The 25,409-nt window shown below is 67.8% G+C and carries 19 protein-coding genes and 1 pseudogene; 13 read left to right on the top strand and 7 right to left on the bottom strand.

What is annotated here, in order from left to right; all coding sequences use genetic code 11:
- Positions 1-70: 70 nt before the first annotated feature.
- Together ACK4E3_RS02490 and ACK4E3_RS02485 are read left to right on the top strand one after the other, a co-directional pair.
- Positions 71-1,180: a cell wall hydrolase gene (locus ACK4E3_RS02490; protein ID WP_409695876.1), complete on the top strand. Its 1,110-nt coding sequence runs from the start codon at positions 71-73 to the stop codon at positions 1,178-1,180.
- A gap of 149 nt (positions 1,181-1,329) precedes the next feature.
- On the top strand, positions 1,330-2,439 hold the full coding sequence (locus tag ACK4E3_RS02485; RefSeq protein WP_409695873.1) for an acyltransferase family protein: 1,110 nt from the start codon (positions 1,330-1,332) through the stop codon (positions 2,437-2,439).
- 16 nt (positions 2,440-2,455) lie between these two features.
- Here ACK4E3_RS02485 and nadC read toward each other — a convergent pair whose 3' ends face one another.
- The 4 genes from nadC to ACK4E3_RS02465 all read right to left on the bottom strand — a co-directional run bounded on the left by nadC (position 2,456) and on the right by ACK4E3_RS02465 (position 9,790).
- Positions 2,456-3,325, bottom strand: coding sequence for a carboxylating nicotinate-nucleotide diphosphorylase (gene nadC, locus ACK4E3_RS02480; RefSeq protein ID WP_409695870.1), 870 nt, complete (start codon positions 3,323-3,325; stop codon positions 2,456-2,458).
- Positions 3,322-4,839: an L-aspartate oxidase gene (locus tag ACK4E3_RS02475; protein WP_409695867.1), complete on the bottom strand. Its 1,518-nt coding sequence runs from the start codon at positions 4,837-4,839 to the stop codon at positions 3,322-3,324. Before ACK4E3_RS02475 ends, nadC begins: the two co-directional genes overlap by 4 nt.
- Positions 4,839-5,939 carry a quinolinate synthase NadA gene (nadA, locus tag ACK4E3_RS02470; RefSeq protein ID WP_409695864.1) on the bottom strand — a complete coding sequence of 367 codons (1,101 nt, stop codon included), beginning with the start codon at positions 5,937-5,939 and terminating at the stop codon, positions 4,839-4,841. Before nadA ends, ACK4E3_RS02475 begins: the two co-directional genes overlap by 1 nt.
- Before the next feature lie 185 nt (positions 5,940-6,124).
- A complete protein-coding gene (locus ACK4E3_RS02465; RefSeq protein WP_409695861.1) occupies positions 6,125-9,790 on the bottom strand; it encodes a PAS domain S-box protein in 3,666 nt (1,221 codons plus the stop codon).
- A gap of 208 nt (positions 9,791-9,998) precedes the next feature.
- Here ACK4E3_RS02465 and ACK4E3_RS02460 point away from each other — a divergent pair, with 208 nt between their 5' ends.
- From ACK4E3_RS02460 to ACK4E3_RS02445, 4 genes are all read left to right on the top strand, one after another.
- On the top strand, positions 9,999-10,478 hold the full coding sequence (locus ACK4E3_RS02460) for a Dps family protein (protein WP_409695858.1): 480 nt from the start codon (positions 9,999-10,001) through the stop codon (positions 10,476-10,478).
- Between the two features lie 74 nt (positions 10,479-10,552).
- On the top strand, positions 10,553-11,878 hold the full coding sequence (locus tag ACK4E3_RS02455) for a cell wall hydrolase (RefSeq protein ID WP_409695855.1): 1,326 nt from the start codon (positions 10,553-10,555) through the stop codon (positions 11,876-11,878).
- A gap of 81 nt (positions 11,879-11,959) precedes the next feature.
- Positions 11,960-13,888 carry a PAS domain-containing protein gene (locus ACK4E3_RS02450; protein ID WP_409695852.1) on the top strand — a complete coding sequence of 643 codons (1,929 nt, stop codon included), beginning with the start codon at positions 11,960-11,962 and terminating at the stop codon, positions 13,886-13,888.
- A gap of 84 nt (positions 13,889-13,972) precedes the next feature.
- Positions 13,973-14,380 carry a response regulator gene (locus ACK4E3_RS02445; RefSeq protein ID WP_409695849.1) on the top strand — a complete coding sequence of 136 codons (408 nt, stop codon included), beginning with the start codon at positions 13,973-13,975 and terminating at the stop codon, positions 14,378-14,380.
- A 55-nt stretch (positions 14,381-14,435) separates the two neighbouring features.
- Here the strand turns inward: ACK4E3_RS02445 and trxB are convergent, their stop codons facing one another.
- Complete coding sequence (gene trxB, locus ACK4E3_RS02440) at positions 14,436-15,449, bottom strand: thioredoxin-disulfide reductase (RefSeq protein ID WP_409695846.1); 1,014 nt, start codon at positions 15,447-15,449, stop codon at positions 14,436-14,438.
- Between the two features lie 49 nt (positions 15,450-15,498).
- Between trxB and ACK4E3_RS02435 the strand changes: the two genes are divergently transcribed.
- Complete coding sequence (locus ACK4E3_RS02435) at positions 15,499-15,849, top strand: hypothetical protein (RefSeq protein WP_409695843.1); 351 nt, start codon at positions 15,499-15,501, stop codon at positions 15,847-15,849.
- Here the strand turns inward: ACK4E3_RS02435 and ACK4E3_RS02430 are convergent.
- Together ACK4E3_RS02430 and ACK4E3_RS02425 are read right to left on the bottom strand one after the other, a co-directional pair.
- Positions 15,846-17,528: a transglycosylase SLT domain-containing protein gene (locus ACK4E3_RS02430; protein WP_409695840.1), complete on the bottom strand. Its 1,683-nt coding sequence runs from the start codon at positions 17,526-17,528 to the stop codon at positions 15,846-15,848. The genes ACK4E3_RS02435 and ACK4E3_RS02430 overlap by 4 nt on opposite strands.
- Positions 17,529-17,616: 88 nt before the next feature.
- Positions 17,617-18,447 carry a uracil-DNA glycosylase family protein gene (locus ACK4E3_RS02425; protein WP_409695837.1) on the bottom strand — a complete coding sequence of 277 codons (831 nt, stop codon included), beginning with the start codon at positions 18,445-18,447 and terminating at the stop codon, positions 17,617-17,619.
- A gap of 90 nt (positions 18,448-18,537) precedes the next feature.
- On the opposite strand from ACK4E3_RS02425, the gene ACK4E3_RS02420 reads away from it, so the two are divergent.
- The 6 genes and pseudogenes from ACK4E3_RS02420 to ACK4E3_RS02395 form a co-directional block, all read left to right on the top strand.
- Positions 18,538-20,250 (top strand): electron transfer flavoprotein-ubiquinone oxidoreductase, encoded by a 1,713-nt coding sequence (locus tag ACK4E3_RS02420; RefSeq protein ID WP_409695834.1) that lies wholly within the window; start codon positions 18,538-18,540, stop codon positions 20,248-20,250.
- A gap of 43 nt (positions 20,251-20,293) precedes the next feature.
- On the top strand, positions 20,294-21,988 hold the full coding sequence (locus tag ACK4E3_RS02415; RefSeq protein ID WP_409695831.1) for a tetratricopeptide repeat protein: 1,695 nt from the start codon (positions 20,294-20,296) through the stop codon (positions 21,986-21,988).
- 7 nt (positions 21,989-21,995) lie between these two features.
- Positions 21,996-22,868, top strand: a complete 873-nt coding sequence (locus ACK4E3_RS02410; RefSeq protein ID WP_409695828.1) for a 4-(cytidine 5'-diphospho)-2-C-methyl-D-erythritol kinase — start codon at positions 21,996-21,998, stop codon at positions 22,866-22,868.
- Positions 22,869-23,105: 237 nt separating this feature from the next.
- On the top strand, positions 23,106-24,038 hold the full coding sequence (locus tag ACK4E3_RS02405) for a fasciclin domain-containing protein (RefSeq protein ID WP_409695825.1): 933 nt from the start codon (positions 23,106-23,108) through the stop codon (positions 24,036-24,038).
- Positions 24,039-24,135: 97 nt separating this feature from the next.
- On the top strand, positions 24,136-25,032 hold the full coding sequence (locus ACK4E3_RS02400) for a glycine--tRNA ligase subunit alpha (protein ID WP_409695822.1): 897 nt from the start codon (positions 24,136-24,138) through the stop codon (positions 25,030-25,032).
- Positions 25,033-25,207: 175 nt separating this feature from the next.
- Positions 25,208-25,327: pseudogene (locus ACK4E3_RS02395) on the top strand (DUF559 domain-containing protein); the annotation flags it as partial.
- Positions 25,328-25,409 lie beyond the last annotated feature (82 nt).

Genomic DNA, 25,409 nt, shown 5'->3' with positions numbered 1-25,409 from the left:
AGGAACGGGGCCGCTTTCGATGGTGTGATTGTCCTGGGGGCTTGTCCCTCGCCGCAGAGGAATTCCCACCTTGGATCGTGACTCGCAGACGCGTGCGCCTGTGCGTGGCTCGCACCTTGCTGTCGCCCTGGGCGGGCTGGTGGGGCTTGCCATCGGCTGTGCCTATGTGGGCGGCTCGGTCGCCAAGGCGTCCAGCGTGCGCCTGCAGGCAGAGCGCATCATCAGCGTGCGTCAGGCCGGTTACTCCGACGAGGCCCTGATCGCCGCCACCGGCGGCTATGACGCCAGTGCCCTGGCCATTGCGCGGCGCCACGACCCGTTCACCGTGGCGGGCGGTGCCCAGCGTGACCGTCAGGCCGTGCTGCTGACCGCGCGCCTTGAGGAGCTGCGCGGCACCGGTTCGGCCAGCGCCCAGATCCGCCAGATTTCCTACAGTCCCGCCGACCGTACGCCCGGTCAGGTGCCCGGCGTCAGCCCGTTCCGCCTCGGGGGCTCCATCGATGCCTCGCGCGATCTGGAGTGCCTGACCCAGGCGGTCTATTACGAGGCGCGCGGCGAGGGCCGTGCGGGCATGCAGGCGGTGGCCCAGGTCGTGCTCAACCGCGCGCGCCATTCGGCCTTCCCCAACACCGTCTGCGGCGTGGTCTTCCAGGGTGCGGGCCGCCGCACCGGCTGTCAGTTCAGCTTCACTTGCGATGGCTCCATGCGCCGACCCGTCAATCGCTCGGCATGGAGCCGGGCGCGCGACGTGGCCAGCTCGGCCCTCAGCGGTCAGGTCTATGCGCCCGTGGGCACGGCGACCCACTTCCACACCACGGCCGTCTCGCCCGCCTGGCGTCACAGCCTGGTGCAGGTGAACCGCGTGGGCAGCCACATCTTCTACCGCTTCGGCGGTCGCTCGGGCGGCTCGTCCGCCTTCGCCTACGAGCCCGCGCCATCCACCGGCCTCGAGGGTGCCCCTGCCACCGTTCAGGCCGGGCTCGATGCGCCCGTGCGCCAGATGGGCGAGGCCGTGGCCTATACGCTGGTTCTGGCTCAGGAGGGACTCACGCCCCCTGATGCCGAGCGCAGCAGCGAGCGTAGCAGCGAACGCCAGTCCGAGCGGGGGCAGGAGCGCCAGCCCGCCGCGCCCGCCCAGCCTGTCGTCAGGGCCGCAGAGGTGCCCGTCAGCGAGAGCTGATCGCACCGCTGATGTCGGGCATGCTGCGCCAGGTCGGCGCATATCTTCTGGCCTTATGATTGCAGCGAACCTGCCCGACTGTGCCGCTTTGGCGCAGCGGAGCCCGGATCATGACTGCGACCCCCGTTTCCCATCGAGATGAGCGCGCCGTGAGGCCTGACAAGGCCGTGCGCGGCGGGGCGCTGGATGGCCTGCGCTTTCTCGCGGCCATGTTCATCGTCATCTATCATTTCGGGGCCAGCGCGCCAGCGAGTCTTGAGCAGGTCTCGCCACTGTTCGCGCGCGGCTGGCTGGCGACAGACTTTTTCCTGATCCTGTCGGGCTATGTGCTGGGCCGTGCCTATGGCGCCGGGCTGGATGCGCGCCGCATCGACATGCCGGGCTTCGTCGGGCGAAGGCTGTCACGGGTATGGCCGGGCCATGTGGTGATCCTGGGCGGCTTCGTGGCCCTGCTGGTCGCCACTTCCCTGGTCGGTATCGCCCCCAACAATCCCGAGCGCTTTCAGGGCTATGAGCTGCTGGCCCAGCTGGGCCTCGCCCATGCGTGGGGTGTCACCGCGCAGGCGGGCTGGAACGAGCCGAGCTGGACGCTGTCTGCCCTTGTGGTCTGTTATGTCGCCTTTCCGCTGGCCTGGAGTGCCACACGGGCCATGAGCGGGCGCGCACGCGCCCTGGTAGCCGCCATCGCCCTGCTGAGCGCAGCGACCGTGGCCGCGCGGGTGGTCTTTCACCACGACCTGCACAATCTGCCCTTCCAGCTTGGCGTGTTTCGGGCGCTGCCCATCTTTCTGTGCGGGCTCTTTCTGGCGCGCTATGTCGACCGGCGCGAGCCCTCGCGCCCGCTGGGCTTTGCCCTGCTGGTCAGCGGTGTTGGCCTGCTGGCCGTCATTCAGGCGGGGCCGGTCAGCACGCTCATGGGGTTTGTCTCGATCCTGTGCCTGGCCATGATCGTGCTGGGCAGCGATCAGTTGAGCGCGCGCGGGCATGTTCTGGTCGCGCGCGCCGCCGACCTGTCGTTCGCCCTGTTCATCAGCCACGCCCTGTCCGGCGCGGTCTGGTTCGGGCTGAGCGCGCTGCTCGCGGAGAGGCTTGCCCTTTCAGAGCCGTGGCTGTGGGTGATCTGGGCGCTTGCCATCCCCTTCGCACTCGCCTGTGCGGTGGCCTTCCAGAAGCTGATCGACGATCCGGTGCAGGCCTTCATAAAGGCGCGGCTGGATCAGCGACGCGAGGTCATCACGGGTCACCAGCACGCCCACTGAGGCGCGGAAGGCAGGATCACGCCGCCTCTCGGGCCGCGTCCAGACCGAAGTCGAGCCAGCGCGCCGAATGAGTCAGGGCACCCACCGATATGACATCCACGCCCGTGCCTGCGATCGCGGCCACACTGTCGAGCGTGACGCCGCCCGATGCCTCCAGCCGGATGCGCCCCTCCTTGGGCGCCCTGTTGCGCCGCACCGCCTCGCGCAGTTCATCGAGACTGAAGTTGTCGAGCATGATCACGTCGGGGCGCTCGGCCAGGGCCTCGTCGAACTGCTCGAGCGTGTCGACCTCGACCTCCACGGGCGTGAGATGCCCGCCCATGCGGCGGGCGCTGCGGATGGCCTGAGCCACGCTGCCGACGGCGGCGATGTGGTTGTCCTTGATCAGTATGGCGTCGTCTAGCGCCATGCGGTGATTGATGCCCCCGCCGCAGCGCACGGCGTATTTCTGGATGGCGCGCAAGGCAGGGATGGTCTTGCGCGTGTCGGTGATGCGCGCGCCCGTGCCTGCGACGGCATCGACATAGGCGCGGGTCAGGGTGGCGACCCCGGACATCAGGCCCACGAGATTGAGCGCCGTGCGCTCGGCGGCCAGCAGGGCGCGCGCATTGGCCGTGACGTCGAGCACGCTCATGCCGGGGGCGAGGCTGTCCCCGTCCTGCGCGTGAATGGCGATCAGCGCATCGGGATCAAGGCTGAGGATTGCCAGCTGCGCAGCGCGCAGGCCCGACAGCACGCCGCCCTCGCGCGCCCTCAGCGAAACGGAAAGGCGCACATCCGGCCCGAGGGTGGCCAGGCCCGTCAGGTCGCCCGCGCGGCCCATGTCCTCGGCAAGGGCTGCCTCGATGAGGTTGCGATAGATGAAGTCGGGCAGGGGAGGGATCATTCGGCGGCCTGAAGAACGGCGGGAGGGTACTGGCTGAGGCTGTGGCGTGCGCCGGACGCTGAATGGGGGTGGTCCGAGCGGAAGTGAGCACCGCGGCTCTCGCGCCGGGCCAGCGCCTGTTCGGTCATCAGTCTTGCGGTGAGGCCGACATTGGAGGGCGGCAGGGCGTCGATCAGATCAAGCAGCTCGCTCATGCCCGCCTCGTCCCGCACCACGCCCAGATGCTCGCTCATGGCCTGACGAAGGCGGGCGAGATCGGCGGGCGGCAGGGCGGTGTGCTGCGTCATGAATGCGGAACCGGGTGCGAGCGGCCGCCCCGCGCGAGGCGAAAGGTCGCGCAGGTGCCCGCCGGTGATCGTGCCGCACACCACTGCCTCCAGCAGAGAATTCGACGCCAGCCGGTTAGCGCCATGCATGCCGTAAGACGCACACTCGCCTATGGCATGGAGGCGCTCGACGCTGCTCTCGCCCGAGGGCGATACCGCGATGCCGCCCATGTGATAGTGCGCGGCGGGCGCGACGGGTATGGGCGTGGTGCGCGGGTCAAGACCGCGCGACATACAGGCGGCGAAGGCGGCGGGGAAGCGCTCGGCAAAGGCCTCGCCCAGCGCCTGGCGGGCATCGAGAAACGCCCCCCTGCCATCGCGAAGAGCCCTGTGCACGGCCCGTGCCGCCTCGTCGCGCGGGGCCAGATCGCCCAGCGGATGATCGCCCATGATCGGCTGGCCGGAGGCGTCTGTCAGGCGCGCGCCCTCGCCGCGCAGCGCCTCGCTGGCCAGCGGTGCCGGGTCCAGTCCGATATCCATGGCCGTGGGGTGAAACTGGACGAACTCGAGGTCGCGAAGCTGTGCCCCCAGCCTCCACGCCATGGCAAGCGGCTCACCGCGCAGGGCTGCCGGATTGGTGGTCACGCTGTAGAGCCCGCCAAGACCCCCGGTGGCCAGAGTGATGCTCTCGGCCTCGATGGCGAGCGGCCCGCCGGGGGTGTCGAACACGGCCATGGACGCCGCGCCATGGTCATCGGCTACAAGCTCGCGCAGGTGCCAGTGCTCGCGCAGGTCGATGTGGCTGGCACTGCGGGCGGCGGCGAGCACGGCGCGCAGGATGGCGAGGCCCGCGCCGTCGCCTCCGACCCGCACGATGCGCGCACGCGAATGGGCCGCCTCGAGGCCGGGGCGATAGCAGCCCGCATCGTCGCGATCGAAGTCCACGCCCAGATCGCTCAGCCAGTCGACAGCCTCGCGCGCACGCGCGGTGACGGCCTCGATGCGCTGGCGCTCCCCAAGGCCATGGGCGACGGCAAGGGTATCGTGCGCGTGCAGGGCGGCGCTGTCGCCCTCGGCCACGCTGGCCGCGATGCCGCCCTGGGCCCAGGCGCTGGAGGCATCGGTGAGGAGGGCGCCTGCACTGGCGACCAGCACGCGGCGCGGCGCGGCGTGAAGCGCGGCGGTCAGACCGGCCAGGCCCGCACCGACGATCAGCGGCCCGTCGTGACGCATCCGCTGTATGGTCATCAGATCAGCTCGATGGCGGGGGTGTGGCCACGGGCGCGCACCAGATCATAGCGGGCAGGCTTGGAGGGCGGGGGCAGGTCGATCATGCGCTGGACGGCCAGACGCGCGCGCGCGGCCATGTCCTCCGGCACGATGATCTCGTGGCGCATGTCGCGCAGGCAGTCGCGGATGTTCTCGAGCGTGATGCGCTTCATGTGCGGGCACAGGTTGCACGGGCCGATGAACTGCACGCCCTCGACTTCGCCCGCAATGTTGGAAGCCATCGAGCATTCGGTGATCATCACCACCTGACGCGGGCGCTTCTTCATCACATAGTCGGTCATGGCCGCCGTCGAACCGGCGAAGTCGGCGGCATTGAGCACGTCCTCGGGGCACTCGGGGTGGGCGAGAACCTCGGCCTCGGGCCAGGCCTCGCGCATGTCGGCGATGTCCTGGGCGGTGAAGCGTTCATGCACCTCGCAGCTTCCTGCCCAGGCGATGATGCGCACATCCGTCTGGGCGGCGACATTGCGTGCCAGATACTGATCGGGGATCAGGATCACGCTGTCCGTGCCCCATTCGCGCGCGGCCCACTCGACCACCTGAACCGCATTGGCCGAGGTGCAGCAGATGTCGGTCTCGGCCTTCACGTCCGCCGTGGTGTTCACATAGGTGACGACCGGCACGCCCGGATAGCGCTGCTTGATCAGCCGCACGTCCGCCCCGGTGATCGAGGACGCCAGCGAACAGCCCGCGCGCAGGTCGGGCAGCAGGACAGTCTTGTCAGGCGAGAGGATCTTGGAGGTCTCGGCCATGAAGTGCACGCCTGCCTGCACGATGACGGCGGCGTCGGAGCGCTGGGCCTCGCGTGCCAGGCCGAGACTGTCTCCCACATAGTCTCCCACGCCGTGAAAGATGTCGGGCGTCATGTAGTTGTGGGCCAGGATGACGGCATTGCGTGCCTGCTTCAGGGCCTGGATTTCGGCGATCAGCGGGGCCTTGGCAGCCCATTCCAGCGGCGTGACGTGCTCGCGAACCTTGGGCCAGATCGCCGCCGTCGCGGCCTCGACCTGCGGGGTCAGAGCGGGAAAGGTGCCATCAGCAGCCATGTCGACCTCCATCGCCCGCTTTTGCTCTGAATGAGCATATGGCAGGCCTGAAAAGACGCGCACAGGCGCAGCAGCGCCGATGCGCGAGACGAGAGCCGCTTGGGATCGGGAACTCCTCCGGGCGGCCCACTTATGCTAAGAGTGAGCATAAGTGGTATTGAATGTAGTCCCCCCATGCAGGGATTCAAGCCAAATCCTCAGGTCTCGGCCGGTTTTTTTGCGCGCGTGCGGCGCGGCCTTGTCAGCACCCTGCGGGTCTGTGAGCGCAGGTCGTGGGCGGTGTAGGGCTTGCGCAGGAAGGGCCAGGACGACTGTTCGAGCTGTTTGTCGAAGGCCTCTCCCGCATAGCCTGACATCAGCATGATCCGAAGATCGGGATACTTGCGCGAGACCTGATCGGCCAGTTCCACGCCGTTCTGCCCGCCCGGCATGATTATGTCAGAGATCATCAGGTCGAAGCGCCGTGCGGCCAGCCGATCCAGCGCCGCCTGCGCCGAGGTGACGTGCTCCACGTCCACGCCAAGGCTTTCCAGAACGTCCACCGCCACGGAAGCGACCGCCTCGTCATCCTCCACCAGAAGCACCTCGCGGCCGCGGATGTCGACGTCCGCCTCGCTGTCGGGCGCTGCGGCTCGCGTGGCCTTTCGCTTCTGCAAGGCCTCGACCAGAGGCAGATAGAGCGAGACGCGCGTACCTTCGCCTTCGCGGCTCTCGATCTCAACGCCCCCGCCGCTCTGGCGCGCAAAGCCATAGACCTGGGACAGCCCCAGCCCCGTGCCCTTGCCCACTGCCTTGGTGGTGAAGAAGGGCTCGAACACGCGCTCCAGCACGTCCTCGCTCATGCCCGTGCCATCGTCCGATACGCTGATGACCGCATAGGCGCCGGGCGACAGCGGCCCCTGCGGGGTGTCGAGGCTGCGCTGGCTGATGGTGACATGGATGTTGCCCTTGGCCGAAACCGCGTCGCCGGCATTGACGATCAGATTGAGCAGGGCCGCCTCGAACTGGGCCGGATCGACATTGGCGTGCACGGCCGAGCGGCGCAGGTCGAGCGCCAGGGTGACGCTTTCGGTGACGGCCTTGCGCAGCAGGGGCTCGGCCTCGCGCACGAGCGCATTCAGTTCCACCACCTCGGGGCGGAGGGTCTGACGGCGCGAGAAGGCCAGAAGCTGATTGGTCAGGCGCTCGCCACGCCGGGCTGCGGACAGGGCGGCCTCGGCGAGACGCTGGCTGCGGGCCGTGTCGCCGGGGCTCTTGAGCACCATGTCCAGCGCGCCGATGATCACGGTCAGCAGGTTGTTGAAGTCGTGGGCGACCCCGCCGGTCAGGCGCCCGAGCGCCTCGATGCGCTGGGCGTGCATCAGGTCGGCCTCGGCGCGGGCCTTCTCGTCCAGCGCCTCGCTGACGCGCTCCTCCAGAAGCTCGTTGATGCGCTTCAGCTCCGCCTCGGCCCGCTTGACCTCGGTGACATCGAAGTTCGCACCGACATAGCCCTGGAAGCCGCCGGACGCATCGAAACGGGGCACCCCTTCGCAGCGCAGCCAGCGCTCGCCCACCTCGGGGTGGACGACCCGCACCGTCATGTCGAAGCGGTCCAGCCGCCCGAAGGCATCCTGCACCATGGCCTGTGCCTGCTCGCGGTCATCGGCATGGACCATGTCGAGGGCCACCTTCGGCAGGGCGGCGAGGTCGTCACTGCCGTAGAAGGTGCGGAAGCGGCGGTTGGCGAAGACCATGGTGTGGCTCTCGTCCGCCTTCCAGATCATCACCGGGGCGCTGTCCGACACGGTGCGGAATCGCATCTCGCTTTCTGTGAGCCGGTTCTCGGCGCTGATGCGGGCGGTCTCGTCGCGCAAGGTGAGCACGGCGCCGAAGGCGATGCCCTCGGAGTCCAGCAGGGGGCGCGCATTGCCCACGGCCAGAACCTCGCTGCCATCGGGCCTGCGGATGCGCCAGCGGGCATCGGTCAGCGTCTCGCCGTTGCGCACGGCACGCACCAGAGGAAGGGTCTCGGTGGGGTGCGGCTCACCCTCCTCGGTCAGCAGGGCGTAGGCCTCGACATAGCCATCAGGCCCGACGTCCAGTGTCTCGACGCCGTGGATACGACTGGCGGCCTCATTGACGAAAGTGATGCGCCCCGCGGCATCGGTGACGATCACGCCCTCGGCGAGCTGACCCAGAATGGCCTCGCGCTCGCGCGCCAGCCTCGAAAGCTGTTCGTTGGTCTCGCGGGTTTCGGTGATGTCGTAGGCGACGCCGACAAAGCCGATGACATCGCCCGAAGGGGTCAGTCGCGGATGGGACAGCGAGCGCAGCCAGCGCCATGCTCCGTCCGCCCGCCTGTAGCGCGCCTCGAGCGAGAACGGCTTGCCGCTGGCCTCGCCCGCGATCGACTCGGCGATGATGCGCTCCTGGTCATCCGGGTGGATGGCATCGCGCCAGTTGGCGTTCAGGGCTTCATCGTAGGTGCCGCCGTTGAACGCGACATAGGCCTTGTTGACGAAGGCGCGCGTGCGGTCCTGCCTCGTCACCCAGATCAGCACGGGCGCGGTGTCGGCCACATCGCGGAAGCGCGCCTCGCTCTCGCGCAGGGCCGCCTCGGCGCGCGCGCGCTCGATCTCGCTCCAGCTGCGCTCGGCGGCCTCGACCAGCAGGTCGGATTTCAGATCGCACCACTGGGTGCTGGAGGCAGCATCCACATAGACCAGCGCCTGAAGCCGCTCCTGACGCATCAGGGGCACCAGGGCAAAGCCGCGCACGCCCTGGACGTGCAACTCGGCATACTCGATGGCGTCGGCCGCATCGGGCACCACCACAACCTGACCCTGATCGACGCGCGAGATGACGGCGGGCGGCAGGCCACCGCGGATGGCCCGCGCCAGCGGCGTGTCGGTGTCGCTGGCCATGATAGACCACTCGTCGCCCTCAGGCTCGGCCAGACCGACGACGCAGCCCTCGAACTCGGTCGAAAGCGCGCGCACCAGATGATCGGCGATGGCGCGCGGGTCGTCATGGGAGCGCAGGGCATCGAGCAGGTCGATGAGAAACTTCTGACGCCGCTCGCGCTCGGCGATGGAAGCAGTGGTTTCGCGCGCCTCGGTCACATCGAGATTGGCCCCCACCATGCCCATGAAGCTGCCGTCGGGGCCAAGGCGCGGCTGGGCGTGGGTGGAGAGGATGCGCCATGCACCATCCCCGCGCTGGTACCGCGCCTCGATGGTCAGGGGCTTGCGCTGGTTCAGGGCCTCGAGCGAGGCGTGCAGCACGCGCTGGCGGTCATCGGGATGGACGGCTTCCAGCCAGGGCATGGCCGAGGCGTGCCCCATGGGACGCTCGCCCCAGAACTTCAGGAACTCGGCATTGACATAGACGCGGCCCTTGGCGTCGGCGGTCCACAGCATGGCCGGGGCGATGTCGGCGATCTGCTGGAAGCGCTCCTCGCTCTCGTCGAGGCGGCTGGCGGCATCCTGCTGTGCGATCAGGGAGGTCTGCAGGTCGCGGATGGTGCGCCGGAGCGAGGTCGAGATCAGCACGGCAAACAGGCTGACCAGCAGAATGACGGTGTAACGGCTCGGGTTACCCGCCAGGTCAGGGGGCAGCAGTGGCGTCGCGATGGCCAGCGTCCAGGCACCAAGATATGACAGGATCAGGGTCGCGACACCTGCCAGCGTGCCGGCCATCAGGCTGGCGAGCAGTATGCCCGGCAGCAGCAGCAGCAGGCCCGAGGTGTCGGCAAACACGGGATTGAGAGCGATGCGCAGCGCGATGCTGGCACTGGCGAACGACGCGGCAATGACGAGCGAGCGGATAGGCCCTGCGGGCTCATACAAGGCCAGCTTACGGATGAATTTATCCGCGATCATGACACCCCCTGAGACGCCCAGACCGATTGCAACGCACAGCCGCCTCGCGCGTTCCCGATACCCGCCTCTGCCGTGCCGGCCGCGCCACCCTTCCTGACCGGGTGTCCCGGCGCTGCGGCAGGTGCCGGCGCGCAGCTTGAAGCTGGAAGACGCGCGCCCATCTAGTCACGCACGACACCCGAAAGACGACATCAGGAGCCGCCGAACCATGAATGCCACCATCAAGACCGGACTGCCCAAGGCCGACCGCGCCGAGGTTGCCAATGCCTTGTCGAAGGCTCTGGCCGACAGCTTCCAGGTTTATCTCAAGGTGCACGGCTATCACTGGAACGTGCGGGGCGAGAACTTCTTCAGCGCCCATAACCTGCTGGAGCAGCAATACACCGAGATCTGGGCCGCGCTCGACGATCTGGCCGAACGCATTCGCGCGCTTGGCGAATACGCCCCCCAGAGCCATGCGGCCTTTGCCAATCTGACCAGCATCAAGGACGGCGATGCCTCGCAGGACTGGGAGGCCATGTTCCGCGAACTGATGCGCGACCACGAGACAGTAATCGCCACCTTGCGCGATACCATCAAGGTCGCCTCCGACGCCGAGGACGAGTCCACCGCCGATCTGTGCACCCAGCGTCTCGCCGCCCACGAAAAGCACGCCTGGATGCTGCGCTCGACCCTCGGCGGAAAATAGGCGATTCTGAACCGCAACCGGCCCCGGCCAGCAGGAATCCGACAGCCATGAAACCGCCGACAAGACGCGGCCCTATGTCTGTCATGAAAGTCGTGAGCGTCACGAAAGAGCGGCTGCGCGCCATGGCGACAGGGGCGGTGCGCGCTGCATCGGCCCTGAGGCAAGCGCCGGGCGGGCGTCCTGGCGGGGCAGGGGGCGATGGCCCGACGGAGCCGCGCCCGCCCGCACGCGCTACCCTCGCGGCCCCCCTTGCTGTCCTGCCGCTGATCGCCGTGGTGGGCTTTGCCGGGCTGGCCAGCGGCTCCACGCCTTCGCGCGACGATGTGCATGCGGCGCGGCGCATCGCCAGTCTGACCGACGGCCAGTTAGGGGCTGCGGGGCTTGAGCGCCTTCGCGGCGGTCTTGATCCCGCCACGGTCGGTCTGATCGACCGCCACGCAGATGCCAATGCTCGCATCAGCCGCCTGGGGCTGACGCCCGGGTGGGAGAGCGTCAATCTCGGCGGTCGTCCCAGTCTCGATCCCGGCGCGGCCACCGGCGTTGATGCCCAGCGGCTGAACGCGGCCCTGCCCACCCAGAGCGCGGCCCTCCGTCCCATGCGCCCCTTTGCCTTGGGTCAGATCGCGACTGCGGATCGCGCACGCGCGCTGCGCTGCCTGACCCAGGCGGTATATTACGAGGCGGCGCTGGAGAGCACCGCCGGACAGGAAGCCGTCGCCCAGGTGGTGCTGAACCGCGTGCGCGATCCCAACTATCCGGCCAGCATCTGCGCCGTGGTCTATCAGGGTGCCGAGCGCACCACGGGCTGTCAGTTCACCTTCACCTGCGACGGCTCGCTGGCACGCCCGCCCGTGCGCTGGGCGTGGGAGCGTGCCGAGGCGGTCGCCGTGCGCATGATCTCTGGCCATGTATCTGCCGCGGTCGGCAGCGCCACTCACTATCACGCCGACTATGTGCACCCCTGGTGGGCACCCAGCCTGACCAAGATCGCCCAGATCGGCACGCACATCTTCTATCGCTGGCGCGGCGCACCCGGAGATCCGCAGGCCCTGACCCAGACCTATGCAGGGCGCGAACCCGTGATCGACGAGGCCCGCTTTGCCCGCCCGCGCATCCTGATGGCCTCGCAAGGCACGGTGGTCGAGGGTCTGGCCGAGCCGGTGCGCACCGTCAATGTTGATGGCGTCGAGCGCGTGGTGGGTGTGGTCTCCCTGGGCGGGCGTCGTCAGCCGACCCGCGAGGAGGTGGCCGAGATCAACGCCCGGCTTCGTGCCTTCGAGGAAAGCGCCGCGCCCGCACCCGCGCCTGCTCCGGCCGGAGTCGAGAGCCTCGAGGTCATAGAGCGCGGTCGCCCCGAGCGCAGCGGCATCCGCATGGCGCCAGAGCCCGGCGAGGGATAGGGCTTGCAACCCTCAGCGCCTCCAAGGCATTGATGCTCGTCGGCTGCACCCCGTCGAGGTGCGGAAATCTCGGGATCGGACGTGTCGGCAGACTCCGCCAATACCACTGTGGACGCGCTTGAGGAGCGCAGGCTGGCCGAGCTGGACAGCTATGGCATCCTCGATACGCCCCGTGATCCGGCCTTCGACAACATCGCCGAACTGGTGGCGATGGCGTGCAACGCTCCCATGGCCAGCATCACCTTCGTGGGCCGCGAGCATCTGTTCTTCAAGAGCGAGAAGGGTGTCGGGGTGCGCGAGACGCCGCGTGGTAACACCTTCTGCGACTTTGCCATCCGCGAGGATGAGCTGTTCGTGGTCCCCGACGCGCTGGAGCACCCGGTGCTGAAGGACCATCCGATGGTCACGGCGGGCCGCCTGCGCTTTTATGCGGCGTCGATCCTGAAAAGTCCCTCCGGTGCGCCCATCGGCACGCTCTGCGCCATGGACAGTCAGGCGCGTGCAGGCCTGAGCGAGAGGGAAGTGTTTGCACTCAAGGCCTTGCGCGATCAGGTGCAGGCCCAGCTTGAACTGCGCCACACCCTGCTGGAGCGGACCCGCGCCGAGGAGCGCCTGCAGATCGCCCTGCGGGCCTCGGAATATGTGGGCACCTGGGACTATGACGTCATCAACGACCGCATGGTGGCCGATCCGCAGTTTGCGCGTCTTTACGGTGTCAGTGCCGAAGCCGCGGCCGAGGGCCGGCCCGCCGAGGCCTATATGTCGCGATTCCACCCCGAAGATCTGGAGCGGATGACCCGGGCGATCCGTGATGTCATCCGCTCAGGCAGCACTTTTGAACACGAGTATCGACTGGTGCAGCCCGACGGCGAGGTGCGCTGGGTCATCGCGCGCGGCCAGGTCCAGCGGGACGAGACCGGGCGTGCGGTGCGCTTTCCCGGCACGGTGGTGGATATCACCGAGCGCAAGCGTGTCGAGCTGGAGCTGACCCAGACAGCCGCCGCCCTGGCCGAGAGCGAGGCCAAGTTCCGCCTGATCGCCGATGCCATGCCCCAGATGGTCTGGTCGACCCTGCCGGACGGGTTTCACGACTATTACAACCGCCGCTGGTACGAGTTCACCGGCGTGCCCGAGGGGTCGACCGACGGCGAGGGCTGGAACGACATGTTCCACCCTGACGATCAGGAGCGGGCATGGGCGAAGTGGCGGCACTCGCTCGAGACCGGAGAGCCCTACGAGATCGAGTACAGGCTCAAGCACCACAGCGGCACCTATCGCTGGACGCTGGGCCGCGCCCTGCCCATGCGCGACGACCAGGGGCGCATTACGCGCTGGTTCGGCACCTGTACGGACATCGATGACCTCAAGCGCATGGAAGAGGCGCGCGAGCTGCTGAGCCAGGAGCTGTCGCACCGGATCAAGAACATCTTTGCGGTGGTCTCGGCCCTGATCGCCCTGTCGGCGCGTCAGTTCCCCGAGGCGCGGGAGTTTGCCGCCACCTTGCGCACGCGTATCGCCGCCCTGGCGCGTGCCCACGAGTTCGTGCGGCCCCACACCGAAACCTCCGCCCCCGATTACAGCCGCACCACCCTGCACGCCTTCCTGAACGACCTGTTCGAGCCCTATGCAGCTGCCGGGGGGCGCCAGCGCATCGTCATCGAGGGCGAGGACGCAGTGTTCGACGACCAGGCGGCCACGCCCGTGGCCCTGCTGTTTCACGAACTGGCGACCAATGCGGCCAAGTACGGCGCCCTGTCCAACGATCAGGGAACTGTGAGCCTGCACACGCGTATCGAGGGCGACCGTTTCATTCTGGAATGGACCGAACGTGACGGGCCGCCGGTCATGGCCGAGCCGCATGGCAGCGGCTTTGGCACCAGCCTCACCCAGCTGTCGGTCGAAAACCAGCTGGGCGGGCGCATCAGGCGCCAGTGGGATGCGCAGGGCCTCAAGGTCATCGCCGACCTACCGAGAACTGCGTTGTCCCGCCGCAGGGCTGCTCTGGCCTGACATGAAACTTGCAGGGGCTGTCGTGCGTTATCCCGGAAACAGTGGGGACTCTCTCACCGGCTTTCCGGCCTTCGGGTCAAGGATATGAGTGCAAGGATACTGATCATAGAAGATGAGGCCCTGGTCGCGATGGACCTGCGCCTCATGCTTGAGGATCTCGGTCACGAGGTCGTCGCGACGGTCGCCGATGCGCAGGCCGCGCGTGATGTCGTGCGTGACAGCGAGATCGATCTGGCCATGGTCGACATCCACCTCTCGGACGGACCCAGCGGCATCGCCATCGGTCGCGAGCTGGCGCAGGAGCACGGCGTCACCGTCATGTTCCTGACCGGCAATCCCGGCATGGTGCGCGAAGGCGTGAGCGGCGTCATCGGGGTCATGGGCAAGCCCATCGACGACCGGCTGGTCAGCCGCGCAGTCGCCTTTGCCCTGGCCCGGCGCGAGGGCATCAACGATCTGCCTGCGCCTCCGGCCCTGCGCCTGTTCAACTGAGCCGAACAGGCATCACACCCGCTGAAGGCAGGCAGGCGAGACCCGGCCCCGCGGACTACCAGGTTCCGATCTTCTCGGCTTCCGAGGCGGGCAGGGGGTCGCCCTTGGCGGCATGGTCCTTCTCGGCCAGGAAACGCACCGCCTCGAGAGCGGCCATGCAGCCCATGCCCGCAGCCGTGACCGCCTGGCGATAGACATCATCGGTTACGTCCCCGGCCGCATAGACTCCCTCGATGGCAGTCTTCGGGGTGCCCGGCACGACCCGAAGATAGCCAGAGTCATTGGTTTCGAGCTGACCGACGAACAGTTCTGATGCGGGGGCATGGCCGATGGCCACGAAGAAACCGTCGCACGACACCTCGCGCTGCGCCCCCGTCTCGACATGGCGCAGGCGAAGGCCCGTCACGCCGCGCGGCATGTCCGTGCCCAGCACCTCGTCGATCTCGTGGTTCCAGACCACTTCGACCTTGGGGTGATCGAACAGCCGCTCCTGCAGGATCTTTTCGGCCCGCAGGGTATCGCGCCGGTGCACCAGGGTGACCTTGGCGGCGAAGTTGGTGAGGAACAGCGCTTCTTCTACCGCCGTGTTGCCCCCGCCGACCACCACCACGGATTTGTCGCGATAGAAAAAGCCGTCGCAGGTGGCGCAGGCCGACACGCCGAAACCCTTGAAGTGCTGTTCTGAAGGCAGGCCCAGCCACTTGGCCTGGGCACCGGTCGAGATGATCAGCGTTTCGGCCAGCAGGGTCTCGCCGCCATCCAGCTCGAGGCGGAAAGGGCGCGAGGACAGGTCAGCGCGCGTGACCAGATCGTGGATGATCTCGGTGCCGACGTGCTCGGCCTGGGCGCGCATCTGCTCCATCAGCCACGGGCCCTGAATGACCTCGGCAAAGCCGGGATAGTTCTCGACATCGGTGGTGATGGTCATCTGCCCGCCCGGCTGCATGCCGGCAATGACCACCGGATTGAGCATGGCGCGCGCGGCATAGATGGCGGCCGTCCAGCCCGCCGGGCCAGAACCGATGATGGCGACGCGGACTTTACGGGGGGAGGCAGAAGCGTTTGTCATGAACCCTAGATAGGCTCAAACATCACCGCTTGCGAAGGAGGTTGCGTCAATGAATGCACAAGATAGCGACCAGGCCGGGCGAGATGCAGACGCCTCGCGCAAGGCGTCATCCGCCATTGGGCTTCCCCTCGGCATTGCCGTGGGACTGGCGATCGGTGCGGCGCTGGGCGTGGCGCTGGACGACATCGCCATCGGTGTGGGGCTGGGCCTGATCTTCGGGGCGTCGCTGGGCTTGATGCTGACTCTGGGCAGCGGAAAGAAAAAGGCGCGCGGGGGCAGTGTCGCGGGCGGGGGCGATACATCCTCGGTCTCACCCCGGGACGAGAGCGGGGACAGGCCTGCGAGCGGTCCCTCCGAAGCCGGTGACGCGGCAGGGGGCGGCGACGGCGGTGGCGACTAGGGTGTGCCCTCGGCGGGTGCACCGGCGCTGTCTGCCAGCACGGGCGCGGGCTCGGGCGGGCGGTAGTCGAGGCTGAGCGGCACGGTGCGCGCGCCGCTGGCGATGGCATCGAGCGTGTTCAGCGGGCCGCCGAAGATGCGCTGATAGATCCAGTAGGCCGCCATGACCTCCTCGACATACTGGCGTGTCTCGGCCACCGGTATGCTCTCGATGATGAGAAGGGCATCGGCATCGGCATCAAGCTGGCGCAGCGTGGAGATCACCCGGCCCGGCCCGCCGTTGTAGCTGACTATGGCGCGCAGGATGTCGCCCTCGAAGCTGGGAAGCTGAAGCATCCTTTGCAGATAGATCTGGCCCACGCGCAGGCTGGTCGCCGGGTCAAGCAGGCGCTCGGGATTGCGCGCCAGACCCACATCGCCCGTGATCTCGGCGGCGGTGGTGGGCAGCACCTGCATGATGCCATAGGCCCCCGCATGGCTGCGCGCGGAGGGGTCGAACCGGCTTTCCTTGCGCACTATGGCATAGACGAGCGCGCGCTCGACGGTGAAGCCGCCATCGGGCTCCAGCAGGGGCACCGGATAGTCGCCGGCACGGATGCGGCCCGTGGCATTGCCGGTCACGCGCGGGCCAAGCGCCTCGGCAAGCTGGCGCCACATCTCGCGGGCAGGGGCGGTTTCCGCGTTGCGAAGGCCGAGGCGAAGTTCCTCGCGGGCCTCGGCCAGATCGTCCAGCTCGACATAGGCCACCACGCGCCGCGCGCGCGCATCATCGCGCACGAACACTTCCAGCGCGTCGTAATCGAGGTCGGGTGGCAGGCTGACGGCGGCGCGCGAGCGATCCTCGGCGGCGAGGATGTCGGCATAGGAGGTGGGGCCGAGATTTTCGATCACCGGCGTCTCGCCGAGGCGATGCAGGGCGATCTGGCCATAGAAGGTGGCGGGCCAACGCGCGGCCAGGCGCAGGAACTCGGTCTCGCGCTCGCCCTGTCCGAGCTGCTGCAAGGCCCGCGCGGTCCAGTAGGCACCGCCGGAGCGCACCCATATGTCCTGAGTGGGGTCGGTGGCCACGCGCTCGAAAGCGTTGAGGGCCTCGGCATAGTTGCGCTGGCGCCATGCGGCCAGTCCCGCGACCCACCAGTCGGCGGTCAGCGAGCCTAGCATGAAGGCGCGGTCCAGATCGCCGTCGTTCAGCGCCATGCGTGCATCGCGCGGGCCGGGCGGCTCGGGCATGGCCTGCTCGGGCGAAGCGGCATTGATGTCGGCCCAGGTCCGCAGCAGGGGCGTGCCGCCGGGACGGCGCGGCTCGGGCGCGCCCTCTGGCCTGCGGCGCATGGCGAGGTTGTAGACCCGCGTGGCCATGGGCAGGTCCGCATAGGCGTTCAGCCAGTCGGAAAGCTCCTCGAAGCTGGCGGTGTAACTGGGGTGAAACAGGCGCTCGAACTCGAGCCTGCCCAGCAAGGTGTGGTCCTGAAGGCGGCTGGCCTCGGCCCGGGCGCGGTCGATCTGGCCGCGGCGCAGTGCATCGAAGGCGGTGGTGTAAGACAGACGGTCCGAAGGACTGAGGGCGGAAGGCAGGCGCGGAAAGCCGCTCTGGGCAAGGACGGGAGAGGACAGGAGACACGCGGCCAGTGCACCTGCAAGACCCGTCAGAATGATGCTGCGCGCGCGCCGTGATGTCACAGTGTCCCCCAACTCAAAGAATCGCCCGCGCCTATGCCGGTCCCGGAACGGGACGGCCTGGGCGATGCTCCACAGGATCGAGCCAGCCCTATGCCACAGTTTGGGCATCATCAAGGCGTGCCCGCACCGCCAGCACATCGGCCCAGACCTCGCGCTTGGCCTGGGGCTGGCGCAGCAGGAACGCCGGATGGAAAGTCGGCATGGCCGGAACGCTCACGCCGCCTTCGCCAAGGCGCCAGTCGTGCCACTGGCCGCGCACCCTGGTGATGGCCGCGGGACTGGCCAGCACTACACGCGCCGCCGCCGCCCCCAGAAGCAGCACCGCCTGAGGCTTCAGCAGCTCCAGCGTGCGCTCCAGAAAGGGCAGGCACACCGCCTGCTCGTCCGGCGACGGCGTGCGATTGCCGGGCGGGCGCCAGAAGACGGAGTTTGTGATGAAGGCCTCGCCCTCAAGGGAGGCTGCGGCCAGTATGCGATCAAGAAGCTTTCCGGCCTCGCCGGCAAACGGCTCGCCCGTGCGGTCCTCGTCCGCGCCCGGAGCCTCGCCGATCACCAGAAGTCTGCCTGCGCCATTGCCGCGCGCGAACACCGACTGGCTGGCGCCCTGGCCCTTGAGGGGGCAGCCGTCAAAGGCGGCGATGGCTTCTTTCAGCTCATCGAGACTGGCGGCCTCGCGGGCCATGCGGCGGGCCTCGGCCACGGCGGCGTCAAGCGTAGGGGCGCTGGTGATTCTTTCGGGCGAGGCCACAGGTGCCGCCGCGATGCCGCCGCGCTGGCCGGGAAGGGGCAGCACCGGGGCCAGAGGTGCACGTCGATCGACGGGGGCATCGGCATAGGCGTCGTCCGCTCCGGCATCGTGCCAGAACATCAGCCAGCTCTCGACGGCGCGCGCCGCATCGCCCGGGTTGCTCATCACCATGGCTGATCGGATAAACCTTGACCGCCCTTGCGTCACCTCCTGATAAAGGATGCCGTCGCTTCCGATCACCACAGGACATTCCGAAACAGCATGACCACGGCCGAAGACGCCCTGCCGCCGCCCTCCGAATCCTCCGCCAGCGAGCGCGAGGTGATGGAATATGATGTCGTCATCATCGGTGCAGGTCCGGCGGGGCTGGCCGCAGCCATCCGCCTGAAGCAGGACGCTGCACGCGATGGCGGCGAGGTCAGCGTTGCGGTGCTGGAGAAGGGATCGGAGGTCGGTGCACACATCCTGTCCGGCGCGGTCATCGATCCTGTCGGTCTCGAGGCGCTGTTCCCCGACTGGCGCGAGCGCGGCGCGCCGCTGGACACGCCGGTAACGAAGGACCGCTTCTTGGTGCTCGGCCCGGAAGGCGCGCTCGACATCAGCTGGCTGCCCCAGCCGCCCTACATGAAAAACCACGGCTGCTATGCCGGATCGCTGGCCAATCTGTGCCGCTGGCTGGCCGAGCAGGCCGAGGCGCTGGGCGTCGAGGTCTATCCCGGCATGGCCGCCAGCGAAGTGGTGTTCGACGAGCCGTCCGGGCGTGTGAAGGGTGTCGTCGCGGGCGTGTTCGGCATCGGCCGCTCGGGCGAGCGCAAGCCCGACTATCAGCCGGGCATGGAGATCCACGGCAAATATGTGCTGATCGGCGAGGGTGTGCGCGGCTCTCTGGCCAAGGTCATCATGGCCCGCCACGATCTGTGCGCCCGCAGCGATCCGCAGAAGTTCGGTATCGGCATCAAGGAACTGTGGCAGATCCCGCGCGACCGCCATCAGCCCGGACTGGTGCAGCACACTTTGGGCTGGCCGCTGGACGACAAGACCGGCGGCGGCTCATGGCTCTATCACTTCGGCGACGGCTACGTTTCGGTGGGCCTCGTGGTGCACCTGAACTATCGCAACCCGCACCTGTCGCCCTTCGACGAGTTCCAGCGCTTCAAGCACCATCCGGCCATCAGCGAGCATCTGGAAGGAGGCACCCGCGTCTCTTACGGTGCGCGGGCCATCACCGAGGGCGGATACCAGTCGGTGCCGAAACTGACCTTCCCCGGCGGGGCGCTGATCGGCTGTTCGGCCGGCTTTGTGAACGTGCCGCGCATCAAGGGCAGTCACAACGCCATGCGCACCGGCATCATGGCCGCCGACGCCGCCTGGGAGGCGATCAGCGCGGGGCGCGCGGGCGACGAGCTGAGCGCCTATCAGGAAGCCTATGAGACCTCTGATGTGCGCCAGGAGCTGAAGCTGGTGCGCAACGTCAAGCCGCTGCTCTCGCGCCTTGGCACCACGCTCGGCACGCTGGTTGCGGGCGTGGACATGCAGATCACCCGCCTGATGCACGGCTGGTCACCACTGGGCACGCTGTCCCACGGCAAGACCGACGCAGCTTCGACCGAGCAGGCCGACAAGCACAAGCCCATCGCCTATCCCAGGCCTGACGGGGTGCTGAGCTTCGACAAGCTCAGCTCGGTGTTCATCTCGAACACCAACCACGAGGAAGATCAGCCCGCGCACCTGAAGCTGATCGATCCCAGCGTGCCGATCCGGGTAAACCTGCCACTCTATGGAGAGCCTGCGCGCCTCTATTGCCCCGCAGGGGTCTATGAGGTGCTCTACGACGAGAACGGGCAGAACCCGCGCTTTCAGATCAACGCGCAGAACTGCGTTCACTGCAAGACGTGCGACATCAAGGATCCGTCCCAGAACATCGTCTGGACCACGCCCGAGGGCGGCGGCGGCCCCAATTATCCCAATATGTAACGCGACACCTGTCTCTTCTGCCCAGCATCAAGGCGTCCTGCCCATGAAACGCGTGCCCATCCTGATGACGTTCACGGCCCTTGCGGCTCTCGGCATGAGCGCGCTCTCCGCCATGGCCGATACGCGCCCGCGCATCGCCGCGCCCTCGGAGCTGCCCCCCGAGGCGGCAGGGGGATCGCCTTACGGCCAGTTTCTGGCCGGGCGGGTGGCGGTGAATCTCGGCTCGACCGAGACAGGTGCCTCCTATCTGGCGCGCGCGGCAGGCGGTGCGCCCGACATCGACAGCGTGCGCGAGCGTGCCTTCACCACCGCACTGATTGCCGGCGATCTGGATGTGGCCGCACGCCTGGCGCCCACCGGACGCGAAACCTCGGCCACTTTCCGCGAGGCAGGGCGGCTGACCCAGGCGGTGCGCAGGCTGGGCGCAGGCGATGCGCGCGGTGCCAACCAGCTGCTGCGTGACAATCCGATCGGCTTTCCCCATGCGCGCGCAGGCCAGTTCGTCTCGCCCTGGGTGGCGGCTGCCGCCAATGACTGGGAGCGCGCGCTGGCCCAGCCCCCCGCCACCCTCGATCCCCTGAGCCTCGCCTTCGGCCGCTATCACCGCGCCCTGCTGCTCGAGCATCGCCGCAGGTTCGACGAAGCCGAGGCCGAGATCCGCGATCTGGCCACCACGGCGCCGCTGTCGGTGCTGTTCCGCGTGCCCTACGGCGAATATCTGGAGCGGCGGGGGCGCCGCACAGAGGCGCTGGCCCTCTATCAGCAGGCGCTCGACGAGGGTGCCGACGATCTGGCTCTGCAGGTCGCATTCGCCCGCGCCAGCACGGGCCAGAGTGCACCTGCCGCCATCACCCTGATCGAAGGGGCGGCCATGGGGCTGGCCACGGCGGCGGCCATCGCCCAGGCCGAGGAGGTCAACGAGTTTGCCGTCATCTATCTGCGCCTCGCCAACGGCCTGACCCCGGAGGAGGCCAGCTTGCTGCTGCTGGGCGAGCTGTTCACCAGCATCGGACTGAACCAGCAGGCCCGCGATGTCTGGGCCCAGGTCAGACCCGACGAGCCGCTGCTCTATGCGGCCGCACGTCAGCAGATGGCCATGAACCTGATCGACGAGGAGCGCTCTGCCGAGGCTCTGGTCGAGATCCGCCGCGCGGCAGCGGCCTTGCCCGAGGATCCCACTGTGCAGCTCATGCTGGCCAGCGTCCTGATGGGAGAGGGCCAGTACGAAGAAGCGGTCGAGGTCATGAACGGTCCGGTTCTCAACATGGAGGATCAGGGCTGGATGGTGCGTTACATGCGCGGCTCGCTCTATCAGGAACTGGGCCGCAACGCCGAGGCCGAGGCCGAGCTGTGGGCGGCACTGCAGCTCGAGCCCGACGATGCGCCGACGCTGAACAACCTCGGCTATCTGTGGATCGACACCGGCACGCGCGTGGACGAGGGCGCCGAGATGGTCGCGCGCGCCGTCGCCGCGAATCCTGACTCCGGCCACTATCAGGACAGCCTGGGCTGGGCCCAGTATCGCATGGGCCAGTACGAAGAGGCGGTCGAGACGCTGGAGCTGGCCGTGTCGCTGGAGCCGGGCTCTGCGGTCATCAATGACCATCTGGGCGATGCCTACTGGCGCGTGGGCCGCAGGCGCGAGGCGACCTTCCAGTGGAGCCGGGCCCTCAGCCTCGATCCCGACGAGAGCCTGAGTGCCGAGATCGAGCGCAAGCTGCGCGAAGGCCTCGACTGAGCCCCCTGTGAGCAGGACCGCAACCGACGCCGTACGGCTGATCGCACCGGCCAAGGTCAATCTGTGCCTGCATGTCGGGCCGCTCGGCCCTGACGGCTTTCACCCGCTCGAAAGCCTGGTCGCCTTCGCCGATGACGGAGACGTGCTGGAGGTGGTCGAGGCCGACGCGCCCTCATTCCGCGTCACCGGCCCCTTTGCCGCCGATCTGGGCGCGGGCGAGAATCTGGTCGAGCGGGCGCTGGCGGTTTTTGGTGCGCAGGTCGATTTGCCCTCGCTGCACATCACGCTCGACAAGCGCCTGCCCGTGGCGGCAGGACTGGGCGGGGGTTCGATGGACGGGGCTGTGCTGCTGGCGCACCTGCGCGATGCCTATGCACCCCGGATGCCGGATGATGATCTGGCGGCCATGGCCCGAACCCTCGGTGCAGACGGGCCGATGGGCCTTTACCGCAAAGCCCTCATCGCTCGTGGCCATGGCGATGAGATCAAGCCTCTGGCGGGCTTTCCGCGCCTTTTCGCCCTTATTGTGAACCCGCGCGTGCCGTGCTCGACCGGGCCGGTCTATGCCGCCTTCGACCGCAGCGAGACCCGGCGCGACTGGCGCTTCGGTGCGCCGGAACCGGCGGCCTTGAAGAGCGCCGAGGCGCTCATTGCCTGGCTGGCCGCGCAGAGAAACGACCTGCAAGCACCGGCCATGGCATTGCAGCCAGCCATAGCAGAGGTCATGGATGCGCTGGCGGGGGCACCCCTCGTACGGATGTCCGGCTCTGGGGCCAGCGTGTTCGGGCTTTACGTCTCCGAGGCCGACCGTGATCGCGCCTGTAGGCAGATCAATCACGGCGCGCCCCACTGGTGGTGCCTGAAAACTCAGCTCAGCTGAGCGTGGCGACTTATGGGCAATTCGGACAGAATTGCGGTCAACACTACGCAAATTCAGAAGGTTGCCTTATTCGAGACACTGAATGTTCTCTTTGATGAAAACTGTGATCGGAAAAACGCATACAAGGGGGAACTCATAGTATCCGTCGCTGTTACTTGGCCATGAGGAGCGCGGGCCCACGTCCCGTCTCCCGATCAGAGGCCAGCAAAAGGCCTCGTAACAGAAAGGACGACTCGGATGCTTCGTACCCGTCTTCTTACCGCGACCGCCGCCGTGGCCCTGATGGCCGCCCCGGTGTTTGCTCAGGATGTCCCCCAGGATGCCACGACCTCGGCGCCTGACTACACTCAGGACATGAGCACCGACCCCATGGCGCAGGATACTGTGACTCAGGACACCACCATGGCGACCCAGGCTCAGGCTGAGGGCACTGTGGTGGATCAGCTCCGCGCCAGCGGCAACTTCGAAACCCTGCTGACGGCGCTTGAAGCGGCCCAGCTGACCTCGGTGCTGGAGTCGGAGCAGGGCATCACCATCTTCGCGCCGACCGACGATGCCTTCGCGGCCCTGCCTCCCGGTGAGCTGGAGCGCCTGACCCAGCCCGAGAACGCCCAGGAGCTGCGTCAGCTTCTGCTCTATCATGTCATCAACGCCGACGTGTCTTCTGACATGATCGTCAACCGCCGCGGTGCGGTCGCCACGGCTGCGGGTTCGGAAGTCCTGCTCGACGGTGCTGACGGCACCATCCGTGCCGACGCCGCTACCGTGACCCAGGCTGACATCCGCGCTGGCAACGGCGCCGTGTTCGCCATCGATACCGTGCTGAACCCGGCCAGCTCCATGGCGGCCATGGGTGACGCCGAAGTCGGCGTTTCCACCGAGGCCGAAGCCGAGGCTGAAGCGGAAGCGGGTGCCACCGGCGGTGCCGCCCTGAACACCGAAACCGCCACCGAGGTCGACGCCAGCCTCGAGGTCGAGCGCGAGGTGGATGCCACCGGTGCGGTCAACGAGACCATCAGCAACACGCCTGTGTGGACTCCGGGCGATCCCGCCCCGAGCGATGACGCTGGCTATGCGCCCTCCACCACCATGGACGACGCTGACGTCAGCACGACCCCGCCGGTGGATGAGCCCACCGACGAGGAGCCGGTCGAAGACCCCATGGTCTAAGACCCCTCCAACCGCTTGATGCAGAAGGCGGCGGGCCCTATGGTCCGCCGTCTTTTTTTGCGCGCGGCGCAACCCTCCCAATACTGCGGACCTGATCTTGGCTGCGAAGTCCACCGAACCCCTGAGCTTTCAGGACCTGATCCTGACCCTCCAGGCCTATTGGAGCGAGAAGGGCTGCGCGATCCTGCAGCCTTATGACATCGAGGTGGGTGCGGGCACCCTGCACCCGGCCACGGTGCTGCGCGCGCTGGGCACGCGGCCGTGGAAGTGCGCCTATGTCCAGCCCTCGCGCCGCCCCGGTGATGGTCGCTATGGGGAAAACCCCAATCGTCTGCAGCACTACTATCAGTTTCAGGTGCTCCTGAAGCCGAACCCGGACGACTTGCAGGAGCTTTACCTCAACAGCCTCAAGCGCATCGGCATCGACCCGAAGCTGCACGACATCCGCTTTGTCGAGGATGACTGGGAGAACCCTACGGTGGGCGCGTGGGGGCTGGGCTGGGAAGTCTGGTGCGACGGCATGGAGGTGACGCAGTACACCTATTTCCAGGGCGTCGGCGGCATCGAGGTCGATGTGGTCTCGGGCGAGCTGACCTACGGGCTGGAGCGCCTCGCCATGTATGTGCAGGGCGTCGACAACGTCTATGACCTGCGCTTCAACAACGACGGCGTGCGCTATGGCGACGTGTTCCTTGAGAACGAGCGCCAGCAGTCCGAGGCAAACTTCCACGGCTATGACGTCGAGGGCCTCAGGCGCCGCTTCGAGGACATGGTGGCCGAGGTCTCGCGCCTGCTGGCGATGAAGGGGCCGCAGGGGCAGGCGCTGGTGCTGCCGGCCTATGATCAGGTGCTGAAAGCTTCGCACCTGTTCAATCTGATGGATGCGCGCGGTGCCATCGCCGTGGCCGAGCGCCAGAGCTACATCGGGCGCATCCGCGATCTGTGCAAGGCGTGCGCGAGCGAGTGGCTCGAGCAGGAGCGGGGGCGGGCGTGAGCGCTGGCAGTGATCAGGCTCCCTTCCCCCTCGATGGGGGAAGGGGCGGGGATGGGGGTGAGAGCCTGCCCGGCAGGCCTCGCCACCGCACTGGGGCCATAGCGCGCGCGCGCCGGATGCGCCGTGCGCCCAGCCTCGCCGAGAAGCTTCTTTGGGCTGACCTGCGCGCACGAGGTGGCTTGAGAGCCAGGGCTACCGCGTTATTCGCTTCACCGCGCGTCGGGCCGTCGAGGACCGCGACTCCGTTGTGGCGGCCATCCGCGCAGAACTGGTTTCGCCTGCGTCACAGGCTTAACTTCACCCCCATCCCAACCCTTCCCCCATCGAGGGGGAAGGGCTTTCTGGTGCGCCCGACGAGTGGGTGCGAGATGACAGAG

Source organism: Brevundimonas sp., from assembly GCF_046299595.1.
Lineage (GTDB): Bacteria > Pseudomonadota > Alphaproteobacteria > Caulobacterales > Caulobacteraceae > Brevundimonas.
This window is presented reverse-complemented; position numbering and strand designations above follow the sequence as displayed.

What these genes read in the sequence shown, in the direction of transcription:
- nadC (WP_409695870.1), bottom strand. Translation starts at nt 3,325, where the DNA reads ATGATCCCTCCCCTGCCCGACTTCATCTATCGCAACCTCATCGAGGCA.
- ACK4E3_RS02475 (WP_409695867.1), bottom strand. Translation starts at nt 4,839, where the DNA reads ATGACCATACAGCGGATGCGTCACGACGGGCCGCTGATCGTCGGTGCG.
- nadA (WP_409695864.1), bottom strand. Translation starts at nt 5,939, where the DNA reads ATGGAGGTCGACATGGCTGCTGATGGCACCTTTCCCGCTCTGACCCCG.
- ACK4E3_RS02465 (WP_409695861.1), bottom strand. Translation starts at nt 9,790, where the DNA reads ATGATCGCGGATAAATTCATCCGTAAGCTGGCCTTGTATGAGCCCGCA.
- ACK4E3_RS02460 (WP_409695858.1), top strand. Translation starts at nt 9,999, where the DNA reads ATGAATGCCACCATCAAGACCGGACTGCCCAAGGCCGACCGCGCCGAG.
- ACK4E3_RS02455 (WP_409695855.1), top strand. Translation starts at nt 10,553, where the DNA reads ATGTCTGTCATGAAAGTCGTGAGCGTCACGAAAGAGCGGCTGCGCGCC.
- ACK4E3_RS02445 (WP_409695849.1), top strand. Translation starts at nt 13,973, where the DNA reads ATGAGTGCAAGGATACTGATCATAGAAGATGAGGCCCTGGTCGCGATG.
- trxB (WP_409695846.1), bottom strand. Translation starts at nt 15,449, where the DNA reads ATGACAAACGCTTCTGCCTCCCCCCGTAAAGTCCGCGTCGCCATCATC.
- ACK4E3_RS02435 (WP_409695843.1), top strand. Translation starts at nt 15,499, where the DNA reads ATGAATGCACAAGATAGCGACCAGGCCGGGCGAGATGCAGACGCCTCG.
- ACK4E3_RS02425 (WP_409695837.1), bottom strand. Translation starts at nt 18,447, where the DNA reads ATGGTGATGAGCAACCCGGGCGATGCGGCGCGCGCCGTCGAGAGCTGG.
- ACK4E3_RS02420 (WP_409695834.1), top strand. Translation starts at nt 18,538, where the DNA reads ATGACCACGGCCGAAGACGCCCTGCCGCCGCCCTCCGAATCCTCCGCC.
- ACK4E3_RS02415 (WP_409695831.1), top strand. Translation starts at nt 20,294, where the DNA reads ATGAAACGCGTGCCCATCCTGATGACGTTCACGGCCCTTGCGGCTCTC.
- ACK4E3_RS02405 (WP_409695825.1), top strand. Translation starts at nt 23,106, where the DNA reads ATGCTTCGTACCCGTCTTCTTACCGCGACCGCCGCCGTGGCCCTGATG.